At 59.9% G+C, this 13,203-nt stretch carries 13 protein-coding genes and 1 pseudogene; 6 read left to right on the forward strand and 8 right to left on the reverse strand.

Annotated features, from left to right (window positions below):
• Positions 1-71: 71 nt before the first annotated feature.
• A complete protein-coding gene (gene hutU, locus AARI_RS14715) occupies positions 72-1,748 on the forward strand; it encodes a urocanate hydratase (RefSeq protein ID WP_013350070.1) in 1,677 nt (558 codons plus the stop codon).
• Between the two features lie 79 nt (positions 1,749-1,827).
• Here hutU and AARI_RS14720 read toward each other — a convergent pair whose 3' ends face one another.
• Positions 1,828-2,337 carry a Dps family protein gene (locus tag AARI_RS14720; protein ID WP_013350071.1) on the reverse strand — a complete coding sequence of 170 codons (510 nt, stop codon included), beginning with the start codon at positions 2,335-2,337 and terminating at the stop codon, positions 1,828-1,830.
• Positions 2,338-2,806: 469 nt separating this feature from the next.
• Here AARI_RS14720 and AARI_RS14725 point away from each other — a divergent pair, with 469 nt between their 5' ends.
• From AARI_RS14725 to panD, 4 genes are all read left to right on the forward strand, one after another.
• Complete coding sequence (locus tag AARI_RS14725; RefSeq protein ID WP_013350072.1) at positions 2,807-3,037, forward strand: hypothetical protein; 231 nt, start codon at positions 2,807-2,809, stop codon at positions 3,035-3,037.
• Between the two features lie 361 nt (positions 3,038-3,398).
• Positions 3,399-4,028 (forward strand): DUF3060 domain-containing protein, encoded by a 630-nt coding sequence (locus AARI_RS14730; RefSeq protein ID WP_146041038.1) that lies wholly within the window; start codon positions 3,399-3,401, stop codon positions 4,026-4,028.
• A 181-nt stretch (positions 4,029-4,209) separates the two neighbouring features.
• Positions 4,210-5,751 (forward strand): histidine ammonia-lyase, encoded by a 1,542-nt coding sequence (gene hutH / locus AARI_RS14735; protein WP_013350074.1) that lies wholly within the window; start codon positions 4,210-4,212, stop codon positions 5,749-5,751.
• A 109-nt stretch (positions 5,752-5,860) separates the two neighbouring features.
• Positions 5,861-6,283 carry an aspartate 1-decarboxylase gene (gene panD, locus AARI_RS14740; RefSeq protein ID WP_013350075.1) on the forward strand — a complete coding sequence of 141 codons (423 nt, stop codon included), beginning with the start codon at positions 5,861-5,863 and terminating at the stop codon, positions 6,281-6,283.
• 8 nt (positions 6,284-6,291) lie between these two features.
• Here the strand turns inward: panD and AARI_RS14745 are convergent, their stop codons facing one another.
• Both AARI_RS14745 and AARI_RS14750 read right to left on the reverse strand, forming a co-directional pair.
• On the reverse strand, positions 6,292-8,748 hold the full coding sequence (locus AARI_RS14745) for an excinuclease ABC subunit UvrA (RefSeq protein WP_013350076.1): 2,457 nt from the start codon (positions 8,746-8,748) through the stop codon (positions 6,292-6,294).
• A gap of 54 nt (positions 8,749-8,802) precedes the next feature.
• On the reverse strand, positions 8,803-9,126 hold the full coding sequence (locus AARI_RS14750) for a hypothetical protein (protein ID WP_146041037.1): 324 nt from the start codon (positions 9,124-9,126) through the stop codon (positions 8,803-8,805).
• Between the two features lie 215 nt (positions 9,127-9,341).
• Between AARI_RS14750 and AARI_RS14755 the strand changes: the two genes are divergently transcribed.
• A complete protein-coding gene (locus tag AARI_RS14755; RefSeq protein WP_013350078.1) occupies positions 9,342-9,824 on the forward strand; it encodes a DUF6328 family protein in 483 nt (160 codons plus the stop codon).
• A gap of 11 nt (positions 9,825-9,835) precedes the next feature.
• On the opposite strand, the gene AARI_RS14760 is transcribed toward AARI_RS14755, so the two are convergent.
• From AARI_RS14760 to AARI_RS14780, 5 genes and pseudogenes are all read right to left on the reverse strand, one after another.
• Positions 9,836-10,636 (reverse strand): oxygenase MpaB family protein, encoded by an 801-nt coding sequence (locus AARI_RS14760; protein WP_013350079.1) that lies wholly within the window; start codon positions 10,634-10,636, stop codon positions 9,836-9,838.
• A 142-nt stretch (positions 10,637-10,778) separates the two neighbouring features.
• A complete protein-coding gene (gene rbsD / locus AARI_RS14765; RefSeq protein ID WP_013350080.1) occupies positions 10,779-11,162 on the reverse strand; it encodes a D-ribose pyranase in 384 nt (127 codons plus the stop codon).
• 35 nt (positions 11,163-11,197) lie between these two features.
• Positions 11,198-12,100 carry a ribokinase gene (locus tag AARI_RS14770; protein WP_013350081.1) on the reverse strand — a complete coding sequence of 301 codons (903 nt, stop codon included), beginning with the start codon at positions 12,098-12,100 and terminating at the stop codon, positions 11,198-11,200.
• 76 nt (positions 12,101-12,176) lie between these two features.
• Positions 12,177-12,476, reverse strand: a pseudogene (locus AARI_RS14775) (substrate-binding domain-containing protein); the annotation flags it as partial.
• The gene (locus tag AARI_RS14780; RefSeq protein ID WP_407637042.1) at positions 12,449-13,201 is read right to left on the reverse strand and encodes an ATP-binding cassette domain-containing protein; all 753 of its coding nucleotides are present in this window, start codon (positions 13,199-13,201) and stop codon (positions 12,449-12,451) included. The gene AARI_RS14780 and the pseudogene AARI_RS14775, both read right to left, overlap by 28 nt.
• Positions 13,202-13,203: the final 2 nt, after the last annotated feature.

Raw genomic sequence — 13,203 nt, forward strand, 5'->3', positions numbered from 1 at the left:
CGCGGTATCCAACCCATGGCCAATCGCCAATGATGGAACTAGTTAGCTACGTTACATTCTAAGGAATTGCCATGAGCCACGAACCACGTGTTGTCCGCGCCCCGCGCGGCACCGAACTGAATGCCAAGTCCTGGGCCACCGAAGCCCCGCTGCGCATGCTGATGAACAACTTGGACCCAGAAGTTGCCGAGCGCCCTGACGATCTGGTGGTCTATGGCGGCACCGGCAAGGCCGCCCGCTCATGGGAAGCCTTCGACGCGATTGTCGAAACCCTCAAGGACCTCGAGGAAAATGAAACCTTGCTGGTCCAGTCCGGCAAGCCCGTCGGTGTCTTCAAGACCAACAAGTGGGCACCGCGTGTGCTGATCGCCAACTCGAATCTCGTAGGCGACTGGGCCAATTGGGAGCACTTCCGCGAGCTCGAAGCTGAAGGCCTGATGATGTACGGCCAGATGACCGCCGGATCCTGGATCTACATCGGCACCCAGGGCATCTTGCAGGGCACCTATGAAACCTTCGCAGCCATCGCCGAAAAGCGCTTCAACGGTTCTCTGGCCGGCACCTTGACCCTCACCGGCGGATGCGGCGGCATGGGCGGCGCCCAGCCGTTGGCCGTAACGCTCAACGGCGGTGCGGTACTGATCGTTGACGTTGATGAAACCCGCCTGCGCCGCCGCGCATCCAAGCGCTACCTCGATGAGGTGGAATTGGATCTGGACAAGGCACTGGAGAAGGTCCTGGCAGCCAAGGCCGAAGGCCGCCCACTGTCTGTAGGCTACGCCGGCAACGCCGCCGAGGTCTTCCCGGCACTGCTCAAGCGCCACGAAGCCGGAGAATTCACCTTCGACATCGTCACCGACCAGACCAGCGCGCACGATCCGCTGAGCTACTTGCCGGTGGAATACACCATGGAGCAGTGGCATGCTGAGGCCGAAGCCGATCCGGCGGGTTTCACCAAGAAGGCCCAGGCCGCCATGGCCGCCCATGTGGAAGCCATGGTTGGCTTCCAGGATGCGGGCGCAGAGGTCTTCGACTACGGAAACTCGATCCGCGACGAAGCACGCAAGGGCGGGTTCAACCGCGCGTTCGAATTCCCCGGCTTCGTTCCGGCCTACATCCGTCCGCTATTCTGCGAGGGCTTGGGCCCATTCCGCTGGGTCGCCCTGTCCGGAGACCCAGCGGACATCAAGGTCACCGACCAGGCACTGAAGGAATTGTTCCCGGAAAACGAGCACCTGCACCGCTGGCTGGATGCCGCCCAGCAGCACGTCGAGTTCGAAGGCCTGCCAGCACGCATCTGCTGGCTGGGTTACGGCGAGCGCCACAAGGCAGGCCTGCTGTTCAACCAGCTGGTCGCTGACGGCAAGGTCTCTGCCCCGATCGTGATCGGCCGCGACCACTTGGACTCCGGCTCGGTGGCATCGCCTTACCGCGAGACCGAAGCCATGAAGGACGGCACCGATGCTGTGGCAGACTGGCCGCTGCTGAACGCCTTGACGGCAGCCAGTTCCGGCGCCTCATGGGTCTCGATCCACCACGGCGGCGGCGTAGGCATGGGCCGTTCCATCCACGCAGGCCAGGTTTCCCTGGCTGATGGCAGCGAGTTGGCTGCCGCGAAGCTGGAAGCGCTGCTGACCAATGATCCGGGCATGGGCGTCATCCGCCACGTGGATGCCGGCTACGAACGGGCATCTGAGGTTGCCGCTGAACGTGGCGTGCGCATCCCGATGGCTGCACCGAAGAAGTAGCACCCTTAAAATAGCTTGAGGCGCCATGTCAATGGCGCCTCAAGCTACTTAACTATTTCCGGGATCGTGCTGGCATACCTTAGGGCTTGCGCGTTTCCGCGCTGATGAACCAGGCCTGCTGCTCCAGATCTGCAATGTACTGGTGCAGGATATCGGCGGTGGTTGGATCCGCCTCGTCCACTGGATCGTGGACCTCGCGCATAACCGCCACGGTGGTCTGCAGGGCCTTGACCACCATGTCCACTGCATTGGTGGTGAGGATTTCGGTATTCACCGGCTGCTCGAGCTTCGTGTACTTCGTTACCGTCGCGGCCAGCCCATCCGGGGTAGCGTGCAAGGCTCGCATTCGCTCTGCAATTTCGTCCGAACCGCGGCGTGCGATGTCCACGATTTCGTCAAGGTTCTGGTGCAGGTCGCGGAAGTTGGGGCCGACGACATTCCAGTGGATTTGCTTGCCTACCAGTTGCAGATCCAGCAGCTGGATAAGCACCGTTTGCAAGGACTCGCGCAACACTTCTGGAGCCACGAAACCGTTTTCTGCGTTTTCGCGATCGGTTTTCTTTGCTGGAGTTTTCTTCGAACTGGCCATTGCTTCTCCTTACGTTGTTCTGGACGCTTGGGGCACGACATCTTTGTGTCCTGATTCCGACACTATCTACTTGGACCCATGATTCCGATCCGCCGGCCATTTCTTTCGGGCAACACACAGGTAGTACTGAGTTGGCCCGGCAAGACAGTGGAAGCCCAAGCATTGTGAACGAACGTGTGAGATCTCTGCTGAACCTCCGCGCGCCTACTTTTCCAGGCAATTGTTGGCAGGCATCTGGAGGTTTTCGTACTCCCCTGCTTCATGCCGAGAATTCCGAAAGGTCTCTTGCATTTGAGGGTCACTTCCGAACGCATTCCGCAAACCTCCAAGAATCGTGAACACTATGCAAATCCTGGATTGCCAGGTGCTCAGAGAACCCGATTAGAGCCCACTATTCCTTGTTCGACAGTTATCACGGTGCATAGCGTGGGTGACGTCAAGATCCACCGATCACCCAACGGAGGACTACATGTCTGAGCAGAACGCAAACGAGCAGTTCGGTAACTTCAACAACAACGAAGCTGAAGACCATGGCGGTTTTGAGAGCCAGGGTCAGGGATCATCTGGCGCAAACGAACAGTCCTTCGGTGGCGGTGGAGAACAGGACAGCTACAACAACTCCCAGCAGTCCGAACAGGGCAACTTCGGCGGAGGAATCGAAGAAGGCTTCGGCGAATCGGAACAGAACGAAGGCTTCTAGCCCCTAGCCCATTCGCCATTTTCAACCGAGGCTACGTGCTGGTTGGCTTCACACGAGTCAACGTAGTTTTAGCTCAACACAACGCCGTCGCTTCACCCCCGATACGTCGGGGGTGAAGCGACTGGGTTTTACCTGCAGGACCGCTAGGAGTCATCCGCGATACTGCGGTCGAGCATTTCCACCTCCTGAACCGGCGCGGTCAACGCGCTTTCATACTGATTCGCACGGGATAGGCCTGTTCTCAATCAAGCACCAGGACTTGAAACCTGCTTTGCGTTCGCATGGCGGTAGCTTCCAGCCAGCGCTAACGAGCGTCTTTTCACTCACCTGTTTTGTGCATTTTCTCCCTAGACAGCGGAGAATGGAAGCAAGTCCCATGCCGCTGGTTTTGCGGGACACCGGGGAAGACAGGAAGAAAATGTTCTCAAAAATCACCAGACTTGGCGCTGCTCCATTCGCAGCAGGACTACTGGCCGTTTCATTGGCTGGCTGCATGAGCATCGAGAGCGCAGAGGAACCGACGGAAGCTTCTAGCTCCAATGCCTCACAGCCGGAGAATTCCGGACCTGTCGAAGGCAGTGTCACGCCAAGCCCCAAGGCTTCAGAAGGCGTCTCGACCGCGAGCCCCAATGTTCCCAAGGCACCTGCGGACAGCTCATTCCAGTCCGTCTATGATTTCCTCGAAACAGAGGCCACCGAGACCAAGTGCACCGATGGCATGGACATCGTCGAGATGGGTCTGACGCTCAAGCTTGTCGGCAACTGCAAGAACGTGAGTATCTCCGGCACGGCGAACATGATCATTGCCCCGCACATCACGAACCTTGAGATCACCGGTATTGGGAACGTTGCAGCGGTGAAGAACATCAAGCAGGTGACCTTCAGCGGTGTCGGCAATTCCGCGGCTTCCCTCAATGAGAACACCAAGGTCACCGATAACGGTTCGTCCAACAAATTCGGCCAGGATGCCTTCGAAGGCATCACCTTCTAAGTCCCCGAGCTTTGAATGGTCCTGCTGCGGCAAAGTCGCAATCAGGGCCGTTCTTCTTCATCCGGAGATCTTTGTCTGTCATTTCAGACAGATGGTGTGGATTACGGTAACGAATCAAACTGTTCTCCCGAACAATGGAGACTAAAGACCTCCTTGCAGTGCAGAGAACGGATTGAGAATCATGGCTACTTCCCCTCAGGTGACCCTGGACCTAGCAGGCGCCACCGCCGATGACGTCATCGCGGTAGCCCGGCACGAGGCACAGATCAATATTGCGCCGCAGGTGCTCGCAGAGCTGGCCAGTGTCCGCGCGCATATCGATGCGCTGGCTTCAGCCGACACCCCGGTCTACGGCATCTCCACCGGCTTTGGCGCGTTGGCCACCCGCCATATCGCTCCTGAAGACCGCGCCAAGCTGCAGCGGTCGCTGGTCCGTTCGCACGCGGCTGGCATGGGAAACCCCGTTGAACGCGAAGTAGTCCGCGCCCTGATGTTCCTGCGCGCCAAGACCTTGGCTTCGGGCCGCACCGGCGTGCGCCCGGTAGTTCTGGAAACAATGGTCGGACTGCTCAATGCGGGGATCACTCCGGTAGTGCGCGAATACGGTTCGCTGGGCTGCTCCGGAGATCTGGCACCACTGTCCCACTGCGCCTTAGTACTGATGGGTGAAGGCGCGGCCACGGACCGTGATGGCGTGCAGCGCCCGGTTCCCGAGCTATTTGCTGAAGCGGGACTGACCCCTGTGGAGCTGGCTGAGAAGGAAGGGCTGGCACTGGTCAACGGCACCGACGGCATGCTCGGCCAGTTGCTGATGGCACTTGCTGATTTAGAAGAGCTCACCGACATTGCTGATGCCACCGCTGCGATGAGCGTTGAAGCCCAGCTCGGCACCGATCAGGTCTTCCGTTCGCAGCTGCATGAGCCGCTGCGCCCACACCCGGGACAGGGCCGCAGCGCAGCAAATATGTTTGCCTTCCTTGCCGACTCCCCTATCGTCGCTTCGCACCGCGAAGGCGATGGCCGCGTTCAGGACGCCTACTCGCTGCGTTGCTCCCCGCAGGTCACCGGGGCGGTACGCGACACCATCGCACACGCCCGCTTGGTTGCGACCCGCGAACTGGCAGCAACCATCGATAACCCGGTCGTGCTGCCCTCTGGCGAAGTCACCTCGAACGGCAACTTCCACGGCGCCCCGGTGGCGTACGTCTTGGACTTCTTGGCCATCGCCGTGGCTGATCTGGGATCCATCGCAGAGCGCCGTACCGACCGCATGCTGGACCCTGCGCGTTCCCGCGACCTGCCAGCCTTCCTTGCTGATGATCCGGGTGTGGACTCGGGCATGATGATCGCCCAATACACCCAGGCGGGTTTGGTCGCAGAGAACAAGCGCTTGGCTGTTCCGGCCAGCGTGGACTCCATCCCATCCTCGGCCATGCAAGAAGACCACGTTTCGCTAGGCTGGCATGCAGCACGCAAGCTGCGCACCTCGGTTGCCAACTTGCGCCGCATCCTGGCCGTTGAAATGCTGATCGCAGGCCGCGCTTTGGACCTGCGCAAGCCATTGCAGCCAGGCCCGGCAACCTCGGATGTTCTGGAGCTGTTGCGCACCAAGGTCCAAGGCCCGGGCGAAGACCGTTTCCTTTCCGCTGAGCTGGAAGCCGCCGACGAATTGCTGGCCACCGGCCAGGTCCATCGCGTACTCCAAGCCCACCTGCCCAACTAGGGATTCACCCCATCAATGCGCAGTGGCTCACCAAGCTCGGGAAGATTCGAACAAGAGGCGTAAACTTGAATACCAGGAAACCCCATACCTCGTGTGAAAGAATCGGCTAATGCAACGCACCATGTTCAAGTCCAAGATCCACCGGGCAACTGTCACCCAGGCGGACCTGCACTACGTAGGTTCGGTCACCGTGGACTCCGAGCTGCTCGAAGCATCGGATATCCTGCCTGGAGAACTGGTGAGCATCGTGGACATCACCAACGGCGCACGCCTGGAAACCTACACCATTGCCGGCGAGCCAGGCAGCGGTGTCATTGGCATCAACGGTGCCGCCGCGCACTTGGTGCACCCCGGGGACTTGGTGATCTTGATCAGCTACGCGCAGATGGAAGATGCAGAAGCCCGCAACTACGTTCCTTCGGTAGTGCATGTGGATGCCGATAACAAGATCATCCACCTCGGTGATGATCCTGCAGAAGCAGTGGCAGAAGGCGTGCAGACTCCTCCGCACGCACTGCTGCACAGCAACTAGAACTGCGGCTACGAGGCCAGTCGACGCGCAAGATATTGCGCGGTTCGGCTGGCCTCGTTTTGCGCCACCTGGGCAGGTGTTCCAGCAGCGACAATCCGTCCGCCGCCGTCCCCGCCTGCAGGCCCCAGGTCTATCACCCAGTCGCTAGCGGCCACCACATCCATATGGTGCTCCACTACAATCACGGTATTGTCCTGGTCAACGAGTTGTTGCAACTGCGAAATCAGCAGTTGCACGTCCGCTGGGTGCAGTCCGGTGGTTGGCTCATCGAGCAGGTAGAGGGTATGCCCACGGCGCTGGCGTTGCAGCTCGGTAGCCAGCTTGATGCGTTGGGCCTCGCCGCCAGACATTTCAGTGGCCGGTTGCCCCAGTTGCAGGTATCCAAGGCCAACTTCGCGCAGCGTGGCCAAGGCCCGGGCAGCGGCGGGAATATCCGCTAGGAATTCTTCGGCTTCATTGACGCTCAGCTCCAGGATTTGGGCAATGTTCTTCCCGGCATATTCAACTTCAAGTGTCTGCTGGTTGTAGCGGGTGCCGTGGCATTGCGGGCATGGCCCATAAGTACCTGGCAGGAACAGCAGCTCGATTTCCAAGAAGCCCTCGCCCAGACAATTTTCACACCGGCCGCCTGCGACGTTGAACGAGAACCGTCCAGCGCTGTAGCCGCGTTCCTTGGACAGCGGCAGCTCGGCAAACGCCTTGCGCACCGCGTCGAACAAGCCCGTATACGTGGCCACGTTTGACCGCGGGGTTCGCCCAATGGGCTTCTGATCCATCAGGACCACGCGGTTGACCTGTTCCGCGCCTCGCGCTTGGGCAATCACCGCACGCTGCGCGGCATCCTCCTGTTCTTCGGACTCAGCCAACGCCAATCCCCCAGCACCTTGCGCCAAGGCAACGGACACCAGACTGGATTTTCCCGAACCGGAGACACCTGTCACCGAGCAGAAGGTGCCCAAGGGGAAGGAAGCATGAACATCTACCAAGTTGTGCAGGTTCACGCCATCCAGTTCCAGCCATTCCTTGGCTGTGCGCAATTCTCGGTGCGGAGCTGGTCCGGGCTCCAGGAATCTACGCGTCACTGACTTCTCGACCTGTGCAAGTCCTTGAACTTCACCGCTATAGAGCACCTGTCCGCCACCGCTGCCGGCACCCGGCCCGACATCCACAATCCATTCGGCACGGCTGACAACATCCATATTGTGCTCCACGACGAACACCGAGTTGCCTTCCGCCTTCAGCGCGGAAAGCACTTCGATCAACGGCTGCACATCGGCTGGGTGCAACCCTGCCGAAGGCTCGTCGAGCACATAGATCACGCCGAACAGTCCTGCCCGCAGCTGGGTGGCAATGCGCAATCTCTGCATTTCACCAGGCGACAAGGTCGGGGTGGATCGATCCAGGCTGAGGTAGCCCAATCCAAGTTCCACCAGTACTTCGATTCTGGCCAGCAAGTCCGTGCTGATGGTGCTGATGACTTCTGCCTGGGCTTCTTCTTCGGCTGGAACGGCGAAGGGACGCAAGAGCTCAGCTAAGAATTGCAATGGCTTGGCATTGAATTCGGAGATATTCAGCCCGGAAAAGCTGACTTGCAGTGCATCTGGGCGGAACCCGGTGCCAGCACATTCCGGGCAGTCCTGCGAATGCATGAAGGCCAAAGCCTTGGCCCGCAGATTTTCGCTCTTCGAGGTGGCCACCGTATGTCGCACATAGCGTTCGGCACTCCAGAACCGCCCCTTGTATGGCTTGGCAACGCGGTCGCGCTCAGGTGTTACCTCAACTACCGGCTGGTCCTCGGTGAACAACAGCCACTGCCTGGTTTCTTCAGGCAAGGTTTGGAACGGGACATCGATGTCGTAGCCGAGGTGCGTGGTGATATCGCGCAGGTTCTTGCCCTGCCATGCACCGGGCCAGGCGGCTATGGCCCCGTCGCGGATGCTCAAGGTCGGGTCGGGAACCAGCGACTTCTCGCTGACTGAATGCACTGTTCCCACTCCATGGCACACTGAGCATGCACCAACAGCGGTGTTGGTGGAAAACGCATCGGAGTCCAGCCGCGGTGCGCCTTGCGGATATGAACCAGCACGGGAAAACAGCATGCGCACCGAATTGGAAAGGGTGGTCAGTGTACCCACCGTTGACCGGGAGCTGGCGGCACCACGGCGTTGCTGCAAGGCCACCGCGGGTGGCAAGCCGGAAATGAATTCGACTTTGGGAGTGTGGCCCTGGGCGATGAGTCGACGCGCGTAGGGAGCTACAGATTCGAGGAATCGCCGCTGGGACTCAGCAAAAATGGTGCCGAAAGCCAAAGATGATTTCCCCGAACCTGAAACACCGGTGAAGGCCACAATGGAATCGCGCGGAATACGCGCTTCAACGTTCTGCAGGTTGTTCTCGTTGGCTCCACGCACATGGATGAAACCATCGTGCCGGCCCTTACCCTGTTCCCGTGCAAAGCTGTTCATCTTCCTCACACTATACGTCCATGACGCATCGGCTCAATTGGACTCAGAGATCCTTCATGATTCCCCGCCTTGGCAGGCGGCGTCGGGGCAACCCTGCCAAGTTTTCGAGAAGTAGCCGATGATGTCGACGCTATGGCCCAAAGGATAGGTCTTATCCACCTTCCCGTGGACCAGCTTGGCTGCCTGTTCCACAGCAAGATGGAAAAAACGGCAAACCTCAGAGTATTTCCATACGTAGGCAATGACATCCGCCAGCTGTCCATGCGTCAATCGCTGGCGTGGTTCATAGCCTGCTTCCACAATGAATTTGTACACGATGGCTGCTGTGAGCTCATGGTCCTGACCGCATTCGCACCAGGACATTCCGGTGCTGGGCATGGACCAGACATCTAAGTTTCCACCTGTGAAGTGATCTTGTTGCATCTCTTCCTCCCTCATTCGGCTGCAGCTGGATTTACCAATGTACTGCCGGGCACCGACGGTTTGGCTTGGTGCCGACTAGGAGCCTCTTGCCTGCTTCACTGTTGCTTGGCATAGTCTGAGTCCACCGGAGGCACCAGCTGCCTGCTGGTCCTGTGCCAAGGAGAAAGATCATGATCACCCGCTATCACCCCGACTCCAGCGATGGTGCTGCCCACCGCCAATGGAATGAACTGCTCCAGGAATTACGTGTCATGCAAACCGGAGTGCAAGTCCTGGCCGCGTTCTTAGTCGTTCTGCCCTTCCAAGCCAGATTCGAAATTCTGGGCACCGTCGATGAAGTGGTGTACATCGTGTTGCTCGTGGCCGCGACCCTGCTAATTTTGCTCATGATTACGCCGGTCGCCGTGCACCGGTACTTCTTCGGGCAACGGCTCAAGGAACAAACCGTGAGCCTGGGACATATTATTTTGAAGATCGTCGGCATCGGAGTGGGATTGCTGGTCTCCGGCTGTGTCTGGTTTGTGCTGCAGGTGCTCTTCGGCTGGCACATCGCTGCTTGGGTCGGTGGCGGTCTGACCGTGGTGACGCTGTTCTTGCTACTGGTTTTGCCTCGGCTGTTGCTTCCGCGCCGAGCGGAGCAAGTACAGAGCTGACTGCTTGCGTCTCAAGCCATCTTCTGGATATGCCTGAGCATCAAGCGCATCGGTGCATGCCTGATGAACTTGGGACAGATTTTCGTTGCCAACCGGACTACGCGGATTACTCGGGCATTGCGTTTCTGGATGCCCGCGGTCAGCTCGTAGCCGAAGTCCTCACGCACTAAAGCGGGAAGTTGGGCAATGGTGACGTCACGCATCAGAGGCAAGCCGATGCGGATCCACCATGGAGCGCTGCGTCCGGCGAACAGCTCATCGGCCAGTGCCCGGGTTTGTTCGGTGACTCGCAGCGATGGTTCCATCTGGGCAAGATATCTGCTGAATGCGGTGAGACTCTCCGGCCACCAATCAGCTGGCATCTGCAAGGCATTACCCAGCCTCGCGTACTGCAAATAGAGCTCTTCTTGGTCTTGTACTTTCTCATCCAAGATCTGTCCGGCGATGACGCGGGCCGAGTCATAAAGCGTGGCCGCCACCCATAACTGGAGTTTCGGATCCAAGGCAGAATAGGCCGGTTCGCCGCTGCGCGGATTCCGAGTTCCGCGCACTGGCCGGTGCGCGGCATCCACATAGGCGATGATGGTGCGCTGCTGTGCTGCGGTTCCGTTGCTCAGGGCATAGATATAGCTCAGGGTGTGGATCAGCCGGCTGAGCGGATTGGCTGCGAAGTCCGAGTGCTCGGCGATGGCTCGGCCAATTTGCGGGTGGGCCAGCTGCAGCAAGATTGCTCGACCCGCCCCAAGCAGCAGCCCTGCTTCGGGCGCGACGCGGGAGATGGCTTCCTGTTCCTGCCCATCTTTGCGATTCATGCAAACCATTCTAGAAGGCGCAGAATGTTTCGCGGCTCTTGCCTTGCCCGCGCCAAGATCTGCCGCTGGGTGCCACCCTGAGGCCAAAGGCACGCGAAACTGCGCTGGAGAATTCCAGCGCCGATTCGCGATCTGCGGTTTCCTAGAAGGCTACCCCGCAGTGCAGGATCGCGTTTGCGTACGGGGTCGCTTCCCCGGTGCGGATGATGATCTTGGCCTTGGGCAGTTCGGCCTTCAGTTCCTCATGGGTGATGAACTGCGGGTCCAGGCCGTTGGCGCTGCACAGATCCTGGACCGGACCGTCCTTGGCTTCGGCGGCCAAGTTGCTGCGCTCGATGACCATGTTGCGGGCCAGCACTTCCAAGACCTGTTCGAAGCTCAGCAGGCCTTGGATGAAGGCAAGATCAACGACCATCGGGCCCTGGGGAATGGGCAGGCCGCAGTCGGCAATCACCACAGTGTCGGTGTGCCCGCACTTGGCTAAGGCGCCAAGCAGCGGGGCGTTGAGAATTTCGGATTTCAGCACGAAGGCGTCCTTTGGGCTTGCTCGAAAAGGGGGTCTTAAAGGTTCTGGAGGGAACGCGGGTAGGAAGCCTGTGCGCCATGGGCCTGCACGGTCAGGGCGGCGAACTTGCCGGCGAATTCTGCGGCCTGCACCAAGTCATCGCCATTTGCCAGACGTGCAGCTACGGCGCCGGTGAACGCGTCGCCGGCACCGGTGGTGTCCACTGCCTTGACCTTGACTGCAGGAAGCTGCTGAATGCCCGAACCCTGCTCAGCTACCAAGCAGCCGTTAGCCCCCAGGGTGATGACCAAGGATGCCAAGCCATGAGCCATGAGTTTTTGCGCAATAACTGGCTCAGCTTCGGTGGACATGGTTTCGCTTCCATCAAGCTGCTGCAAAATCAGTGCGGCCTCATGCTCATTGACCACCAGCGGGTTGGCCTTGAGCAGGTATTCGCGGTCCAGCTCGATGACCGGTGCCAGGTTCAGCACGATGCGCTGCGTAGCGCCGTCCATGGCGGCCTTGATGCCCGAGGCAGGGATTTCACCTTGCAGCACCAGGATGCCCTCGATGGCTCCGGCGGCCTGCACCGCTTGGGCGGTGACCGTGGAGTTGGCACCGGAGATCACGGCGATGGAGTTCTCCGCGGCGGAATCCACCTGGATGATGGCCACGCCTGTTGGCTGTTCGGTGCGGGCTACGCGATCCAGCTTCACGCCTGCGTCTTCGAGCTGGCCCAGGGCAATCGCGGAGTGCGAGTCGTTGCCCACGGCGCCGATGAATTCGGTGGCGGCACCGGCCAGCTGCGCGGCCAGGGCCTGGTTGGCGCCCTTGCCGCCGGGTGAGAGCTGGTAGGAATCTGCCAGCACGGTTTCGCCCGGGCCGGGCAGGCGGGCCATCAACGCGGTGATGTCCACGTTGCTTGAGCCCACGATGGTGACCTGGATGTCCTGCTGCATGATGTTCTTCCTTCTTTGTCCCAATCCCGGCGGCCGATGGGTGCCGGTGTACTGCGTAGCTGCCGCTAAGGGCAGATTACTCGCCTGCGTACTCGGCGAAGTTCTTTTCATCAACGGTGTCCACGGCAACCTGGACGTTGGCTTCTACTTCTTCGCCCTTGATGGCCTTGGCCAGGATCTGCACCGACTGCTTGCCCAGCTCGGCTGGGTTCTGCGCGATGGTGGCGACCAGGGTGCCGTCTTCAACAGCCTTGAAGCCGTCTTCGGTGCCGTCGAAGCCGACAACCTTCACGTCGTTGCCGGCCTTTGCACCCAGTGCCTGGATGGCACCCAATGCCATTTCATCGTTCATGGCCAGCACGCCGGTTGCATCAGGGTTGGCCGCACCAGTTCGTTCTCCTCGGTGTCCGCCAGAACGGTGGCGATGAACTTGCCGTCGCGCAACACGTTGACGAAGTCGCCGATTTCCGCGATCTCATCGAGGTGGTGGCTGATGAAGACCATGCCCACGCCCTGCGCCTTCAGCGTGTTGACTACCGAGAACAGATGCGCGATTTCGGCCTTGGTCAGCGCCGCGGTGGGCTCGTCGAGGATCAGCACGCGAGCGTCCAGGCTCAGTGCCTTGGCAATTTCAACCAGCTGCTGCTGGGCAAGGCCCAGCTCGCCCACTGGGGTATTCACATCCAGGTTCAGTCCGAGCTTGTCCATGGCCTCGCGCGCGATCTGGCGCATGGCGCGGCGGTTGATGATGCCGAATTTGCGCGGCACCCGGCCCAGGGTGATGTTCTCGGCGATGGTCATCGAAGGCACCAGGTTCAATTCCTGGTGGATGGTGGCGATGCCCAATGCCTCGGAGGCCTTGGTGTTCGGGATCTTCACCGCGTTGCCATCCATCAGGATCCGGCCGGCGTCCGGCTCGTGCACGCCGGCGATCATCTTGATCAGCGTGGACTTGCCTGCGCCGTTCTCGCCGAGCAGCACCGAGACCTTGCCGGCGTGCACCTCGACGGTGACCTCATCGATTACCTGTACCGAGCCGAAGGACTTGCAGACCTTGTCCAGGACCAGCAGAGCGTCATTACTCATTCTTGTTCCTTCCATCC

This window comes from Glutamicibacter arilaitensis Re117, assembly GCF_000197735.1.
Lineage (GTDB): Bacteria > Actinomycetota > Actinomycetes > Actinomycetales > Micrococcaceae > Glutamicibacter > Glutamicibacter arilaitensis.